At 59.7% G+C, this 16,125-nt stretch carries 15 protein-coding genes; 6 read left to right on the forward strand and 9 right to left on the reverse strand.

Annotation, left to right across the window (positions count from 1 at the left end; all coding sequences use genetic code 11):
- The first annotated feature begins 5 nt into the window (after positions 1 to 5).
- Positions 6 to 818, forward strand: coding sequence for a nucleoside hydrolase (locus tag BJP08_RS07850; RefSeq protein WP_071569062.1), 813 nt, complete (start codon positions 6 to 8; stop codon positions 816 to 818).
- Between the two features lie 62 nt (positions 819 to 880).
- On the opposite strand, the gene BJP08_RS07855 is transcribed toward BJP08_RS07850, so the two are convergent.
- From BJP08_RS07855 to BJP08_RS07880, 6 genes are all read right to left on the reverse strand, one after another.
- Positions 881 to 1,879, reverse strand: a complete 999-nt coding sequence (locus BJP08_RS07855; protein WP_071569063.1) for an L-lactate dehydrogenase — start codon at positions 1,877 to 1,879, stop codon at positions 881 to 883.
- Between the two features lie 141 nt (positions 1,880 to 2,020).
- Positions 2,021 to 2,935, reverse strand: coding sequence for a NaeI family type II restriction endonuclease (locus BJP08_RS07860; protein WP_071569064.1), 915 nt, complete (start codon positions 2,933 to 2,935; stop codon positions 2,021 to 2,023).
- A 9-nt stretch (positions 2,936 to 2,944) separates the two neighbouring features.
- A complete protein-coding gene (locus BJP08_RS07865) occupies positions 2,945 to 3,994 on the reverse strand; it encodes a DNA cytosine methyltransferase (RefSeq protein WP_071569065.1) in 1,050 nt (349 codons plus the stop codon).
- 89 nt (positions 3,995 to 4,083) lie between these two features.
- Positions 4,084 to 5,466, reverse strand: coding sequence for an amino acid permease (locus BJP08_RS07870; protein ID WP_369816413.1), 1,383 nt, complete (start codon positions 5,464 to 5,466; stop codon positions 4,084 to 4,086).
- A gap of 84 nt (positions 5,467 to 5,550) precedes the next feature.
- A complete protein-coding gene (locus BJP08_RS07875) occupies positions 5,551 to 6,435 on the reverse strand; it encodes a trypsin-like serine protease (protein ID WP_071569066.1) in 885 nt (294 codons plus the stop codon).
- 15 nt (positions 6,436 to 6,450) lie between these two features.
- Positions 6,451 to 7,422 carry a hypothetical protein gene (locus BJP08_RS07880; RefSeq protein ID WP_071569067.1) on the reverse strand — a complete coding sequence of 324 codons (972 nt, stop codon included), beginning with the start codon at positions 7,420 to 7,422 and terminating at the stop codon, positions 6,451 to 6,453.
- Positions 7,423 to 7,538: 116 nt separating this feature from the next.
- On the opposite strand from BJP08_RS07880, the gene BJP08_RS07885 reads away from it, so the two are divergent.
- The 5 genes from BJP08_RS07885 to BJP08_RS07905 all read left to right on the forward strand — a co-directional run bounded on the left by BJP08_RS07885 (position 7,539) and on the right by BJP08_RS07905 (position 13,313).
- Positions 7,539 to 8,222 (forward strand): response regulator transcription factor, encoded by a 684-nt coding sequence (locus BJP08_RS07885; protein WP_071569068.1) that lies wholly within the window; start codon positions 7,539 to 7,541, stop codon positions 8,220 to 8,222.
- Positions 8,219 to 9,361, forward strand: a complete 1,143-nt coding sequence (locus tag BJP08_RS07890; RefSeq protein WP_071569069.1) for a HAMP domain-containing sensor histidine kinase — start codon at positions 8,219 to 8,221, stop codon at positions 9,359 to 9,361. The genes BJP08_RS07885 and BJP08_RS07890 overlap by 4 nt, the downstream gene beginning before the upstream one ends.
- Positions 9,358 to 11,463 (forward strand): DEAD/DEAH box helicase, encoded by a 2,106-nt coding sequence (locus BJP08_RS07895; RefSeq protein WP_071569070.1) that lies wholly within the window; start codon positions 9,358 to 9,360, stop codon positions 11,461 to 11,463. The genes BJP08_RS07890 and BJP08_RS07895 overlap by 4 nt, the downstream gene beginning before the upstream one ends.
- 89 nt (positions 11,464 to 11,552) lie before the next feature.
- The gene (locus BJP08_RS07900) at positions 11,553 to 12,371 is read left to right on the forward strand and encodes a trypsin-like serine protease (protein WP_071569071.1); all 819 of its coding nucleotides are present in this window, start codon (positions 11,553 to 11,555) and stop codon (positions 12,369 to 12,371) included.
- A 39-nt stretch (positions 12,372 to 12,410) separates the two neighbouring features.
- Positions 12,411 to 13,313, forward strand: coding sequence for a trypsin-like serine protease (locus tag BJP08_RS07905; protein ID WP_071569072.1), 903 nt, complete (start codon positions 12,411 to 12,413; stop codon positions 13,311 to 13,313).
- A gap of 4 nt (positions 13,314 to 13,317) precedes the next feature.
- Here the strand turns inward: BJP08_RS07905 and BJP08_RS07910 are convergent, their stop codons facing one another.
- From BJP08_RS07910 to putP, 3 genes are read right to left on the reverse strand one after another with little or no spacing between them, the layout of a single operon-like run.
- Positions 13,318 to 13,803 carry a DUF2269 domain-containing protein gene (locus BJP08_RS07910; RefSeq protein ID WP_071569073.1) on the reverse strand — a complete coding sequence of 162 codons (486 nt, stop codon included), beginning with the start codon at positions 13,801 to 13,803 and terminating at the stop codon, positions 13,318 to 13,320.
- A gap of 30 nt (positions 13,804 to 13,833) precedes the next feature.
- Positions 13,834 to 14,469 (reverse strand): HNH endonuclease family protein, encoded by a 636-nt coding sequence (locus BJP08_RS07915; RefSeq protein ID WP_071569074.1) that lies wholly within the window; start codon positions 14,467 to 14,469, stop codon positions 13,834 to 13,836.
- A 1-nt stretch (position 14,470) separates the two neighbouring features.
- Positions 14,471 to 16,057, reverse strand: a complete 1,587-nt coding sequence (putP, locus tag BJP08_RS07920) for a sodium/proline symporter PutP (protein WP_071569075.1) — start codon at positions 16,055 to 16,057, stop codon at positions 14,471 to 14,473.
- Between the last annotated feature and the right edge of the window lie 68 nt (positions 16,058 to 16,125).

Raw genomic sequence — 16,125 nt, forward strand, 5'->3', positions numbered from 1 at the left:
GCACCGTGCGAATCATCGTTGACTGCACCCCGGGAATCGAAGACGCCCTTGCATTGGCGTATGTGGTGGCCGCGCACCACAGTGGGCGCGCCGAGCTGGAGTGCGTGACAACGTCAAGCGGTGCCGCTGCCGCCGAACAATGCGCCCAACATGCCGCCTGGGTGTTGTCGAAGTGCGGGCTTCCCGCAGTTGCCGTCGCAACCGGCTGTGATGTACCAGGCCACCAACCACAGGATACTGCCGGGTTGGGCGCTGCTCACGTCCCGGAGCGGTACGTCGCAAACGACTGGGATCTTCTCTGGGCAGACGCATGCGAGCGTGGTACGCAGGACCTGTGCTTAATCTGCACGGGGCCTCTCACAAACCTTGCTGAGTTTTCTCGGCGCTCCCCCGAGTACTTCGATGCGCTCGAGCACATCGTTGTCCTTGAATCTGGCCTTTGCCTGGACCAAGATGCCTCCGATGTGGTGCTGCATGACACCCCTGTAGCGATCACCGTTTGTACAGCGCCAGACACGCTAACTCCGGTGGATACGCGAAAGTGCCCTCCGCTGGGAGAAATCGGGGCTGACAGGGTTGGCGGCGGTGCTCTGTTCGCCGCACAAGTCGCGCTCGGTGATATCCAGGCTGATGGCCAATGGGCGACACTCGCGCCAGCAGAAGAAGACGATGACCCGAACGCGTTCCTTCTCGACACCACGGGTGTGGACGCAGGGGACGTCGTCAAGCTTTTCGACGCCTGCTGCGCCACCTACGATGCGCTCACACGCGGCGACAGAGCGCTGGAGACAACAAGGCACCTGCGGGCGGAGGACTAGTGCAAAACAAAGCGCCCGCCGGAGTGTGACCGGTGGGCGCTGCTGAAAAGGAGAAGCAGAGCTTACGCCTCGGTGAGGCCAGCTTCGACCATCACGCCACGAAGGGTGTTGGCGGAGTGATCGAACTTTTCCTTCTCGCTATCTTCGAGGTGCAGCTCGACAACTTCGCGGACACCGTTGCGGTTGATGACCGCAGGGGTGCCGATGTAGATGTCGTCCTGACCGTACTGGCCTTCAAGGTGAGCAGAGACTGGCAGCACGACGTCCTCGTTCATCAGGATTGCGCGGGTGATGCGGGCAAGGCCAGCACCGATACCGAAGGACGTGGAGCCCTTGGCTTCGATGATCTTGTAGGCGGCATCGCGGGTTGCGACGAACATCTCGTCGATGCGCTCATAGATCTTCGGATCGGTTTCTGCTTCCTTCTCCAGACGACGACGCAGCGAAACGCCAGCGACGGAGCCGGATGCCACGACAGGCAGCTCGGTGTCGCCGTGCTCACCGATGATGTAGGAGTGGACAGAGCTTGCGGAAACACCGAAGTACTTGCCGAGGTTGCAGCGCCAGCGTGCGGTGTCCAGAATGGTGCCGGAACCCACGACCTGTGCGGAGGAAAGACCGGTCTGCTTCCAGGTGGCGTAGGTCAGGACATCGACAGGGTTGGTTGCAACCAGGTAGATGCCGTTGAAGCCGTTGGCCATCACTTCCTTGTTGATGGACTCGAAGATCTTCACATTGCGGCCCACGAGCTCAAGGCGGGTTTCGCCGTCGCGCTGTGCAACACCTGCACAGTTGACGATGAGCGCTGCGTCGCGGCAGTCCTCGTAGGTGCCGACCGTGATCTTGGTGTTGTGGCCTGAGTACGGCATTGCGTGGTTGAGGTCCTCGACCTCACCCCACGTCTTCTTCTCGTTCAGGTCGATAATGGCGAGGTGGTCGCAAATGCCCTGGTTGAGAATGGCGTATGCGAACGCGACGCCGACATCACCAGCACCGATCAGGACAATCTTGTTGCCTGGTGTGATGTTATTCGACGGGGTAGACGGATTGGTGATAGTCATGTGATCTCTCCTGAATCCAGTAAAACTATGTTCCGCTCTCTATCATTGCAGATTTTCCTCGACAATGGGAATACCAATCGAAATATGTAACCAAGATAACGGAAATAGCCGGGCATAACCGGGCGGTAGGCTGTTGGGGATCTAGAAGGGGAGGCGTGGTGCTCGATGTACTGGGTCGGCTTCGGTCGCGATCCGCCACGCCTGCCGTTCAATCTCTACGACTGGTCCTACAAAATCTGGTTCAGCAGGTACTACTCGTACTGCAAGGCTGTCACCATCTCTGCAAATCGGTAGCAGGAGTGCCTCAGCGATTGCTTGGTGGCGACGGTAATCCCCCAGGATGAGAATGCCTTCGTCTTGGAGCCGTGATCTGGAACCGCCGTTGTATCGAATGCGCTTCATCGGGTCTTTTTGCTGGGCGACGGTGTAAACAATGCCGCGTGGAATGAGAACCTGCTGGATCGAGCGGAACAACATGTCGAGGCGTTGCTGTCCAGACGCCAAATGCATTATTGAGGCAACAGTATCTGCATCCGCATGGAGCAGTACGTTGCTTGGGTATGGGTGATCGAACCATGCCCATTCGATATTTTTGCGCGCCGCTGCTTTGATGGTGCGCTTGCGGTCCCGGTTACCACCAGCGGTGAGGATGTCATCGGTAATCTTGATGAAGCCAACCCGAAAAGTCGAAGTGGCTTCATCTGCGTGGCAAAGCATTGCGTGGTGACCGACAGCCTCCATCGGGATCATCCAGCCATATGGGCTTTTTGAATACTTGCAGTCAACTTCCTGGCCAAGGATCTTGAAATCCATCTTGTCGCCATCAGTGATGATGCCGTCAAATCTGCGTCGAATGTTGATCTCGACTAGCGAGCCGATGTGGGCAAGCTCCGTCTTGCTGAGCTGGGAAGGACTGAACCTGCCTGTGTGCTGACCGTCAAAGGCCTGGTCGAACGTTTGGCGAAAAATTCTTCCCATCGTTTCGCCGTCGGGAAACTTGCTGCGAAAAAGCTCGGCAAGTTCGTACGAAAAGTCACCTTCATGGGTGTCGGTCATTTGCGGTCCTTATGCGTGCGTAGGAAGAGTCAGTTGCGGTGAGACTTTCGGAGTTTTTGTCGTCGCAGCGTAGGAAAGTAGTGCCTTCTTAATCGAGGTTCCGATCGCAGCTGCGACCGGTGGTGGAAATGCGTTGCCGACCTGGCGCCATTGAGCAGTTTTCCCGCCTTGCCAGTCCCAGTTCTCCGGAAAACCTTGAATGACACCGCCCATTCGGACAGTGAGGCGTGGCAGATTATCAGGATCATCAACGGGGAAATCAGGGTCTGGTGCACTATCTGCGATCGAAGTGCCTCGGACACCGAGTTTCTTCCAAGCTGCTTTCGCTCGAGTTGGGCCGACATCTGGGCCCCCGTGCTTCTTTGACCCGCCAACCAGAGTCGGCGCCACGGTATTGGCCTGCTCAGCCCAGGCATCTGCTCCAGGCCAACCGTTTTCACCCATGAGGTGACGAAGAGCGCTACCAACTGAAGTGTGGCGCATATTCGGAGTTGGCCACTCGAAAAACTCAGCATACTCATGCTTGAGTGCCACCAATATGAAGCGCGGACGCAGCTGAGGGACCCCGAAATCTGCGGATTGAAAGAGTGACCAGTAGGTGGTGTATCCCATGCGATCGAGTTCACTAACGATCTCGTTGCGATACGCATCAAACCGCTTTTGCCCGAGGCCACGGACGTTTTCCAGCATCACGGCCTTCGGGTTGATTTCTTCTACCAGGCGAAGGGCTTGGGGAAACAAATCGCGCTCATCGTCTGCGCCAAGCTGCTTTCCAGCAATTGAAAAGGGCGGGCAAGGTACGCCACCTGCAAAGAGATCGACCTGGTCGCGCCAAACGGTGCCGTCGAAGTCATGGACATCCATCTCATGTACTGGCCAAGGGTGAGGGTGGTCGCTACCGCGGTTGGCGCGCAGCGTTTCCGCTGCCCAATTATCGATTTCCACAACGGCCAAATGGTGGAACCCCGCCTGTTCTAATCCAAGTGCTTGGCCACCGGCCCCAGCGCAGATCTCGATAGAGGTCAACGTTGGGTCGGAAGCTACCGTAGATAGGCGCATTGCGTCTCCTTTTGGCTAAGAGCTTGGAACATGTAGCCATAGGATAGCGTGCGTGGCCGACATTGGATATTTATATTCGAAAATATGTGCTATTTCATCTCGTAGGTGACGTGTGCTTGAGCGACTGCCTTCGGGCGTCCGGTGACGAAGTAGAGCACCGTCATGATCACCAGGAACGCAACACCGACGGCGAGCGCCATGTGATACTGCGGCAGCCAGACCATGATGCCGAATGTGAACAGGATGAATACGATCGCGAACCACTGACCGTAGGGCCAGAACGGCACCGGGAAGCTCAGGTTTTCGCGCTCTGCGGCGGACATATTTCGGCGGGAAGCAACGTGTGCAAGCAGGATCATCAGCCAGACAAACACGGTGGCAAAAGTCGCCAGCGCCGCGATAGTTTCGAAAATGTTCGGGTAGCGAGCGTTGAGAATAACGCCGATGACGAGTACCAGGAGCAGGGTGATGGTCGTCATCACTGGGATATCGCGGATGGTGCGCTTCATCATCTTCGGTGCGAGGCCTTCCTTGGCCAGGCCTGTCAGGACGCGCCCTGTGCCGAACAGGTCTGCATTAATTGCAGAAAGTGCGGCGGTGATGACAACAAGGTTGAGTAGCGCGGCAGCCCAGTTCACGCCGAGCGTGTCAAAGATCTGAACGAATGGGCTTTCTTCGCCGGTCATTGCGCGCCATGGGTTGAGCATAAGAATGACCAGGATGGCCAGGACATAGAACAGCAGGATGCGCAGTGGCACGGTGTTGACCGCCTTCGGGATCGAGCGGTCTGGGTCATCGGCCTCAGTGCCGGCAACGCCGATGATCTCGGTGCCGCCGAACGCGAAAAGTACGAGGATGAACGCTGCGATCATGCCCTCGATGCCGTTCGGGAAGAAGCCGCCGTCGTTCCAAAGGTTAGAAATGCCGGTCGCCTCGGGGTTCGTGCCCAACCCGAACGCCAGGATTGCAGCGCCGCCAACGATCATGGCGACCACTGCAACGACTTTGATAAGGGTAAATGCGAACTCCAGCTCGCCGAACCAGCGAACGGACGCGAGGTTCGCCGCGCCGATAATCAGCAGCGTTGTGGTAATCCACACCCACGCCGGGGTGTCCGGGAACCAGAACTTCATATAAATGCCGATGGCGGTCAAGTCTGCGAGGCAGACGATCATCATCTCGAAGGCGAACATCCACCCGGTGATGTATCCGCCCAGGCCGCCAAGGTGCTCCCTGGTGTACACCGCAAATGACCCACGAACTGGGTGCTGCACGCTCATCTCGCCCAGGGCGCGCAACATGAAGTAGACGACGGCCCCTCCGAACAGGTACACGAGCAGTACTGACGGCCCGGCGGCCTGAATTGCGCCGGCCGAGCCGTAGAAGAGGCCGGTACCGATTGCCGACCCGAGGGCGATGAAGTGAATATGGCGGTGTGTAAGCCCCTTGGGCTTCGACGAGCGGGAAGTCATGGCAGACATCATAACGTTTAATTACGCTGCTCTGTAAATTATTCACAGGTATTTCTGTGAGTTCTATCGCCTTTTCGGTCAGCGCTACTTTGCGGTGTCACCATCGCGCTTCCGTGAGCGGGCGACCGCAGCGCCAGCTAGGGCAATCACAGCGATTGCGCCTACTGCGATGAGCAACCAGGTTTGTGAACCTTCGGTGCTGTCGTCGTTCGTCGCTTCAGCGGATTCATCCGTCGCGGAGATCTGCTCGCGGATCCAGTCCGCTTGGGAAGAAACGGGGGCGAAGGCGACCTTTGGGCTCACACCCTCCTCAGCGGATTCTGGGTTGTCTGGATCCATAAACAGTGACGCGGACGCAATGGCCGCCACTTTGCCCTCGCTGAAGAGTGCGCCGCCAGAATCGCCAGGCTGCGTCGCTGCCCCATCTTTCATGGTGGCTTCGACGCCGTCGGTGCCTTCGAACAGGATCATTGGGGTTGAGCCATCGACGGTTGCCTCCGCGTAGGGAAGCGTGCGTCCTGCGCCAGAGCCATCAGAGGACCAGCCGTAGAACTTGGCATCGCTGCCTGCGGCCGGGATGTCGTCGGAAAGATCGGGGTAGGAATCAAGGCCGAGGTCTTCGCTGGTGTGCAGCAGTGCGATGTCGCCCTTCGGGGTGGTCATCCACTTATCGACGTCGAAAAACTTTTGGTCGTCGCCCTGGCCAGTACGCACGGACCCACCGGCTTTTGGAAGGTGGTCCATGCAGTGGCGCGCGGTAATCACCCAATGCGACGCAATTGCGGTGCCGGTGCACACGCCGGTGTCTGGATCGTCGTCGGCGGTGCGGACGGAGACTACTGCGTTGGACTCGGCTGATGGCTCTGCGAACGTATCGGACTGCATTGCAAAAGCAGGTGCTGCTGGGAGTGCTACGAGCACAGCAGCGACGCAGGAACTAATAATGCGGGTGGAAGTATGTAGTTTCATCGGTTTTCCTTTTCTTTAGTGTTTGAGTGCGGGGAGATCGGTACGGGTCGCGCGGGTCACGATGGTGCGCATCGCTGCTTCAAGTGGGCCGCGGGTAAAGAAACTGCGCCACAGTACAGCGAACGCGAATGCGACTATCACGGTGGCTGCCGCAAACACTGCTCCGCTGTGTCCGTTCGCAGTGATGACGTGCGCACAGTACACGGTCAGCGGCATTCGGCCCATGTCACAACCGAAAGGCACGAACTGCGAGATGATAATGCACAGGGCTGTCACGCCAGCAGCGACGGCACATTCGCCGATTACTGAAATGAGTCCTCCGGTATGCCCGTTCGGATCGATTGCGGTGACGAGCAGGTTTGCACCAGCCGTGTCCAGGTGTAGCCGGGTCGCAATGACAGTAGGCAGCGCAACGGCCGCGACGCCGACTGCAGCCCAACGGCGCCACGCATGGTGCAGCACAATGCGCCACGCCACCATGCCGGCGACCATGAGTGCGGCCCACGAGAAGACTGGGTAGGGAGCCCCGAAGACTGCTGCTGGCAGGGCGGCAACTTGCCCGAGCGCAGCCGTTGCAGCAGATGCTACGAGCAGCCCCGCAAGCAGTAACCCTAAACGTGCGGTTGGCCAGTGGGGGACCGTCGCCAAGCAGAGGTAGCAGATGCCAAAGACTAAGAGCACGACCTCGATGTCACCAGCAAACGGCACCAGCAGTACATGCAGCACGATGAGTAGCGTGCCGCGCACGTAAAAGCTATGGCGGCAGCGCGCGACCGCTTCGCCACCTACTTCTTGGGCGCGGCGGGCCATCAGCTCCATCGAGATGCCTGCCAGGAACGCGAACGTCGCTGCGGGAAACCCATAAAGTAGTTGTCCCGCGACCCCAGTCGAATGAGTGAGGTGCGCAAATATCATGGCGGCCAGCGCGACTGCGCGTGCGTAATCAATGCCGTTCACGCGTGAGTCTGGTGTGGAAGTCTTTGACATGGTGCTCATGCTACGAAGCGCTATGTTGCGAGAGCGTTAACATTGCAGCCCCGCACGAAACCCCAATTAGAATCACAGCTGAATGAGAGAACTCCAACGTGGAAGGGACAGTTGTGATGGCTGCGCCGCCGAAGATTTTGGTCGTTGAGGACGAAACCCTGCTTGCTGATGCATTAGGCAAAGCACTGCGTCGCGAAGACATGATTGTCGATGTGCGTTACGACGGCCGCTCCGCGCTCGAACGCCTGGAATCGCAGCCGATTGATGTGGTTGTGCTCGACCGCGATATTCCCGAGGTACACGGTGACGATGTGTGTGCCGCCGTGCGCGAGTCGTTCCCGAACACGCGCGTGTTGATGCTGACTGCCTCTGCAACGCTTGAAGACCGCCTCGAGGGGTTTGAGGTGGGGGCGGACGATTACCTGACGAAACCATTCGAACTGCCCGAGCTGTTAGCCCGGGTCAAGGCGCTGCTGCGTCGCGGAGCGCCCGAGCCAGCGTCGGTGCTCGCTTGCGGAGACGTCATGCTCGATAAAGGCACCCGCCAGGTTCGTCGAGGCGACCAGCCGATTGCGCTGTCTCCGAAAGAATTTGCTGTGCTGGCAACGCTGATGCGCGCGCAGGGGGACGTTATTTCCGCAGAGCAGCTGCTGGAAGAGGCCTGGGATGCAAACGCTGATCCGTTCTCTAACTCGATTCGCGTTACTATCTCTCACCTGCGCCGGAAACTGGGGCAGCCATGGATCGTGCAGACCATGCCGGGCGCTGGGTATTACGTGGCTGAGGAGCCCTACCAATGAGCCTGTCACTTCGCGCCCGTACGTCCTGGCTCTTCGTCGCGACAGTGTTTACTGCAGGGCTGAGCCTCACCGCAGTGGTGTACCTTTACCTGCGCTTAACCCCAGTGCCTGTACAAGCGGTGATCGAAGGCGCCGGGGGAGGCCCCGGAGTCGATGGTGCGTTCATCGACGGCTCTGTACCTATCTCGCACGAGGTGCTCAACGTGATGCTCGGTGCCTCGCTCGTCGCTCTGTGCGTGCTGACCGCTCTCGCCGGCGCCATCGGTTGGTTCGTTGCGGGTGTGTTGCTCAAGCCCGTACGTACCATCGCTGCGACTGCGCGCTTGGTCTCTGCCGGCGATCTTGACCAGAGGTTTGACTACGAAGGCCCCGCTGACGATGTTGCTGACCTTGCGCACGCACTCGATTCGATGCTAGAATCCCTTGCCCACTCCATTGGGGCACGGCAACGCTTTGCTTCGAATGCGTCCCACGAGCTGAAAACCCCGATCGCGACCATCCAAACCATCGCTGATGTCGCGCTTCTGGACCAGGATGCCCCCGCGGAGGAATTACGGGATGCCATCCTTGACATACGCACTGTCAACGCATCATCCGCCGAAATGGTCACCTCGCTGCTGAACTTCAGTCAGGCCGAGGCCAAGGTGCTCGAGGCGCAAGACATTGACCTTACGCAACTCATCACCGCCCTCACAGCGAACACGCCAGGTATCGACGCAACCATCGCCCCAAACCTCCACGTGCTCGGCGACGAGGTGCTGCTGCGCCACGCGATCCAAAACCTCACCGACAACGCCCGCATCCACGGCGCGGATGGGGCTGTTTCAATTCATGCTCACAAGACCGATTCTGGCGATGGCGTCGAAGTGGGCGTCGTCAACAGTGGTGATGTGTTGGACCCGGCCACAGTCGGGCAGCTCGTCGAGCCTTTCAGTAGGGCGAATGCGCGAGTTCCCGGGGCGCGCCGGGGACATGGGCTTGGGCTGGCGCTGGTGGACACGATCGCGCGAGCACACCACGGGGAGCTGACACTCGAGGCGCGACCCGCTGAAGACGGTGGCGGACTTGTGGCATGTATGACGTTGCCGGTGGCGAATAGGAAAAACACAGCAGGGTGGCGTACTGTGGGGAAACAATGATCACTTCCGAAAACGCCACCGGCGGCGAGAAAGAGCCGGATATGAATGTGTCGGAAAATCAGGAAAACCCGCAGGATGTCGCAGCGGATGCTGCACGTGAAGACACCAGGGATGCGGGAGTTTCTGAGGAAACCGGCGCTGCGCAGGACGCAGCCAATGCCGAAACTAATGAGACTGAGCAGATCTTGAGCCTTGCCGATGTCGTCGGTGGCGACGTGGCGGACCTCGCTGGGAGCGAGGTGGACGAGGTCACAGAGGCAGACGAGACCGCTGAAGAGCCAGCGAACGGGTTCGAGAACCTGAACCTGCCCGAAGAAGTCGTGGATGCTGTGAAGAAGGTGGGCTTTGAGCAGCCATCCGCCATCCAGGCTGAAACCATTCCGCTGTTGATGGAAGGCCGCGATGTGGTCGGCCTCGCGCAGACGGGTACCGGTAAGACCGCGGCCTTTGCGTTGCCGATTCTTTCCCGAATTGACCGCAAGGAGCGCTACCCACAGGCGCTCATCCTCGCGCCGACCCGCGAGCTGGCGCTGCAGGTATCGGATTCCTTCCAGTCGTTTGCAGACCACCTTGGTGGCATCTCCGTGCTGCCGATCTACGGCGGTCAGGCCTACGGCATCCAGCTGTCCGGCCTGCGCCGCGGCGCCCAGATCATCGTGGGCACACCGGGCCGCGTCATCGATCACCTGGAGAAGGGCTCGTTGGACATTTCCAACCTGCGCTTCCTCGTGCTCGATGAGGCAGACGAGATGCTGAACATGGGCTTCCAGGAAGACGTGGAGCGCATCCTGGAGGACACGCCGGAAGAGAAGCAGGTTGCACTGTTCTCGGCGACGATGCCGAACGCGATTCGTCGCATCTCGAAGCACTACCTCGACAATCCGACCGAAGTGACGGTCAAGTCGAAGACGCGCACCAACACGAACATCACCCAGCGCTACCTGTTCACGGCGCACCGCAACAAACTCGACGCGATCACACGAATCCTCGAAGTCACCGAATTCGAGGCCATGATTGTCTTCGTGCGCACGAAGCAGGAGACGGAGGAGCTCGCGGAGAAGCTGCGTGCTCGCGGGTTCTCCGCAGCTGCCATCAACGGTGACATCGCTCAGCAGCAGCGTGAGCGCACCGTCGATCAGCTTCGCGACGGCCGCCTCGACATCCTGGTCGCTACCGATGTCGCCGCTCGTGGCTTGGACGTCGAACGCATCAGCCACGTGCTGAACTACGACATCCCGAACGACACCGAGTCGTACGTGCACCGCATCGGCCGCACCGGCCGCGCAGGCCGCACCGGTGAGGCGATCCTGTTCGTTACGCCGCGTGAGCGTCGCATGCTGCGTTCCATCGAACGAGTGACCAACGCGACCATCGAGGAGATGGACCTGCCGACGGTCGACGAGGTGAACGACAGTCGTAAGACCAAGTTCATGGACTCCATCACCGAGTCGCTCGAAGCGAGCGATGTGCAGGTATTCAAGTCGATGGTCCGCGAGTACTCGGCCACCAACAACGTGCCGATGGACGACATCGCTGCCGCTTTGGCTACGCAGGCCCTGGCTGGCGACGAGTTCCTGATGAAGGAGCCGCCGAAGGACCGCCGTGATCGCCGCGACCGCGACCAGTGGAACCGCGATGAGAGGCGTGGTCGCGGGCGCGACCGCGATGACCGTCGTGGGGGCCGCAGCCGTTTCGAACACGACTCGGAGAACTTCGATACCTACCGTCTGGATGTTGGTAAGCGCCAGCATGTCCGCCCAGGCGCAATCGTTGGCGCACTTGCCAACGAGGGTGGCTTGAGCTCGAAGGACTTTGGACGTATCACGATCGGTGGGGATTTCACGCTGGTTGAGCTGCCGAAGAACCTTGATAGGGCAGTGCTTGATCGGTTGACGGATACCCGTATCTCGGGCCAGCTGATCAATATCCAGCGCGATCACGGTGCACCTCCGCGGGGTCGTGGCGGACGTGGCCGTGGCGGATACGATCGCGATGACCGCCGTGGCGGACGTGGCCGTGGTCGTGGTCGCGGTGGCTACGATCGTGATGACCGCCGTGGTGGTCGTGGCCGTGGCCGCGGGAACGACCGCAACTGGGACTAGTTTCCCTAGGAGCTGAGCGCACCTGCCGAGCAATGGTTGCTCGGTAGGTGCGTTTTTCATTGCGTGGTTGTGCAGTAGACTCCACTGGCATGAAGTTGAATCGCCGTTTGCTCACGCTGGGGTGGGCGCTTGCCCTTGGAGTGGGCGTCGTAACGAATATGCCGTCCGCATCTGCACAAAACCTGCAGCGCATCGAGCAGGGCGGAGCCGTGATGGTTGAAGGCGGCGGGTATTGCACTGTTGGCTTCAACGAGCCCTCACGCAGGCGCAGCCTCGTCGCTGCACACTGTGGCCCTGAAGGCGCACGGGTGCGAATCGTGGACCACAACGCGCGGGTTGCCTCGCCGCAGGTGGGCACGCTGTATCGCTCGAAGGCGTACGACGGCCGCCTCGGCAATGACTGGGCCGCGATCCAGTGGGATGCCCCGGTGCAGATTGGTGGCAACCGTTTCTCGGGTGATACGTGGGTGAACCCGAACAGCATCGCCGTCGGCGAGCGCGTGTGCTACTACGGGCAAACTTCGAACCGATCGACGGGAGCGCCAACGTGTGGTCGCTTCGGTGGGGCAGAGGGCAACACGTTCTTCGTCGAAGCGCCGATGACCCGCCCCGGTGACTCTGGCGGGCCCTTGTGGATTCCCGGGCGCGGATTTGTTGGGGTGATTTCCTCACAGTGGGTCGCGCAAAAACTCCCAGTGTTGGGCTCGCGGGACCTGGTTGTCGGGGTACACACCACGGATGGGCCTCGTGTTGCTGAGTCGCGGCTGTTAGGTCTGTATGCGCAGAACCTTGTGATGCCAGCGTCGGGTTCGGCAGTTGGGCCCGCTGCTGATGCGGTTCGTGGCGCTGTGACCGATGGGTTTAGCGCACTCGCCGGATTTTTGCCGGGTGCCGTGAATTACAGCTAGTCATCTAGTTTTTCTGTGGAACTGTGCCAGTATGGGAGCATGTTGAAAAAGAAATACACATCGGTGCTGGCCGTTACCGTGTGTGCGGTAGCGATTGCTGCGCCAAGCGCTACTGCGGCGCCAATCCAACCTACCCAGGGCGACGCTATCTACGCCGGCAGTGGTCTGTGCACGCTCGGATTTAACGATCACGAGACTGGTGTCAGCTACACCGCAGCGCACTGCGGAGGCGATGGGGCTCGGATAGCGTTGTACGACAGGAAAACGGACCGGCCCATCACGGGGAACATTGGTACCCTGCACCTTTCACCGGGCTACGACCAGCAGTATTCGAACGACTTCGCCCGGATCGAGTGGGACCCCGGTGTCACCATGGGGGAGAACATCTACTCAGGTGACATCAAAGCGGATATCACTTCTATCAAACGTGGTGTGAAGACGTGCTTCCACGGGGAAACATCACATACGGGAACGAACGATGTCACGTGCGGGGAGTTCCACCGCGCGGCGCGTGGTGGGGGTGGGTTCTCTGCCACAGTACGCTCGCCAAGGTCAGGGGACTCGGGCGGTCCAATCTGGGTAGAAGAGCAGGACGGCACAAAGAAGTTTGCAGGCGTCCTGTCAGCGGGCCCGGCGTTTGGCAATGCTGGTGCAGCCAGCATCAATGGCATCGAGATTAAGGGAAAAGAATGGCTGTGGGCCGCCCCGATTGCTGAGGGGAAGAAGGTCAGCCAGTCCGAAGCGTCGGACCTGATTTTTGGGGCTGCCGGAATTAATGAAGCCGGCCTGTACGACCGGCTGTTGTCCTCCGATAAGAGTTCGGAGCGGGACTCCTCATCCAAATCAGAGGGGTCAAGTGATATGTCTCCAGGTGAGATTGCCGCGATCGTAGTGCCGATCGTGTTGGCGCTGCTTAGCTTGGCGTCGTCGATAAAGTTTTAGTGGCTTAGAAGGTTGGTGCTGGCAAGAACATCAGCACCAACACGATGAACCACAGCAGGTTAAACACACCGGCGAAGGCGGAGGCCTTCGCCTTCGACTTTTCAAAGTTCGCGGTGACGTCGGCCGGGTCTGCTTCGGCTGGCTCCAGCTCGCCAAGCGTGCCTACCATCTTGCGCTGGGTCGGGATGACTACAAAGAGCAACAGTGCCCAGGCGATAACCGCCAACACGATAGAGGTGTGCAGGAAGTAGTTCGTCTTGTACGCAGCCCAGTCACCGAAGAGGATTGCGACGCCGAGCAGCGGAACGAGCGAGGACGCAATGCCGTAGGTGCGCGAAATGCGGTACAGGATTGACGCTCGGCCCGCAGCAGCTGTGTCGCCCGTATGCGCCTCGGCGGCCTGGCGGGGGAACATCGAAGTGGACACAACGATTGGGCCCAGCAGCAGGATGGCCGCTGCGACGTGAAGAAAAGTTAACAGAGTAGTCATAGGCAACCACTGTACTTGATACGTCCACTATCACCTAGGTGAATTGGCAGTTGGGAACATCCCGATTCCTGCGAAGCGGGCGGCGATGCCCCGCCAGCCCCGGCAGGCGTGTCGCATGGTGCGGAGGTCGCTGGTGCTCACACGCAGGCCGTACATAGTAGCTACTCGTGCGAGCTGGCGGGCGTACGCGCACTGTTGCGGGACAGACGAAGGCATCCATTCGCTCGGCAACATGTCTGATTTTTGCTGGTTCGCGTCGCGTGAGGTCACGATGAGGTTATGGGGATCGTTCGCGAATTGGAGGCGTTGCTCATCGGTCCAGGCATGGGCGCCCATATCCCAGGCCGCGGAAAGCGGGAAAAGGTGGTCGAGCTCCACATCGCTTGGGCTGATTCGTTTGCGTGTATACGGGTCGAGGACGTCTACCGGTGCCCACTGTCGGTAGGGCACCTCGCAGTGTGGTTGCTCGAACGCGTAGGCCATGGCGTGCTCGCGAGTCGTGCACCCGGTGGCGTGACGCTGCCAACCGTGCCCAAAATTATCCCGCTTGTAGCCCACGATGGTGATGCGTTGGTGGGCGGTGGGGGCGTCGATACGCGAAAACCCCGTGGGAAACGGGGCGTACGCGATGGTCAGAATGAGAAGGAGAGTCAGGTAAACACGCACGTTAGTTAGACGCGCGCGAGGTCCCCTCGGTTCCCGTAGTAGCCTGAAGCGCCTCAGCGAACGTGGCGCCTGGTGTGGCGAGTGCGAAGTCTGTCACGGCGAGTGCACGCGTGAACTCGTCCTCGACGCCCTCCTTTGGCTTCGTCAGTAATGAGACCATAACGAGTGCGATGGAGGCGAACGCGATACCCGGAACGATTTCGTAGATGATTCCGGACAGCGTGTCGGAGGAGCCCCACACGAACACAGTGATCGCACCGACGAGCATGCCTGCGATAGCGCCCGGTGCGGTGAGGCGACGCCAGTACAGCGCAGCAATCACCACAGGGCCGAAGCTCGCACCGAAACCAGCCCAGGCGAAGGCGACGAGGCCCAGGATCGTATCCGATGGGTTGATTGCCAGCACCATCGCAATTGCGGCGACCAGCACCACCATCGTGCGCGAAAGGACCAGCAGAGCGGTCTGACTTGGAGCCTGCTTCGCTACGGCGCGGTAGATATCCTCGACGAGCGCGGAGGACGTGATCAGTAGCTGGGAGGACATGGTGGACATGATCGCCGCGAGCACCGCGGTCAGGACGATGCCTGCGATCAGCGGGTGGAAGAGGATGCGGGCCAGGTCCAAGAAGATGGTTTCGAAGCCGCTTTGGTCAGTCACGCTGTGCGGTGTTTCGGCGAAAAAGACCGTCGAGACGAGTGCGGTGAATACCGCACCAGCGAAGCAGATGGTGACCCAGCTGATCCCGGTCCTGCGTGCGCTGGTCGCCTCGGCAGGGGAGCGCAGCGCCATGAAGCGGGTGACGATGTGTGGCTGTCCCATGTAGCCGAAGCCCCACGCCAGGTTGCCGATGATCGTTGCCAGCGAGACACCGGCGATCATGTTGAAATAGTCCGGGTTGCCGGCCTCCCACGGGCCGTAGGCATGGTGGGATGCGAACGAGAAGATATCAGAGGGGGTATCGAGCGAGATCAGCGCCATCAGCGGCACCGTGACCAGCGCCAAGAACATCAGGATGCCCTGGACAACGTCGGTATAGCTCACAGCGAGGAAGCCACCGATGAATGTGTAAAGGACAGTGATCGAACCGACGATGAGCACGCCGGTGAGGTAGTCACCGTGGAAGGTGGACTCGAAGTAGCGGCCGCCCGAAACCATGCCTGAGGAGACGTAGAACGTGAAGAAGAAAATAATGATCACGGCTGCGACGAACCGCAGGACGTGCGAGGAGTCTCGGGTACGGTTCTCGAAGAAGGAAGGCAGGGTAATCGAGTTGTTCGATACCTCCGTATACGCCCGGAGGCGAGGGGCGACGAACTTCCAGTTTGCCCAGGAACCAACCAGGAGCCCGATGACGATCCAGAGCTCACTCATGCCGGAGACAAACAATGCGCCAGGCAGCCCCATGAGCAGCCACCCCGACATATCTGAAGCGCCTGCGGAGAGGCCCGCCACGAACGGGTGCAGTCCACGGTCGCCAAGAACGTAGTCGTCATACTTGCTCGTCTGGATCCACGAATAAAACCCAATGGCAACCATGACTCCGAAATACAACACGATGGCAAGGACAAGCCAGAAGCTATCGGCCATGTTTGCCTCCCTAAAGCAATAGAAAAGATAAGCGAGTAGAGTTTTAAAGATTACCGTTAAAACCGTAG

The organism is Corynebacterium sp. NML140438, from assembly GCF_001875725.1.
Classification (GTDB): Bacteria; Actinomycetota; Actinomycetes; order Mycobacteriales; family Mycobacteriaceae; genus Corynebacterium.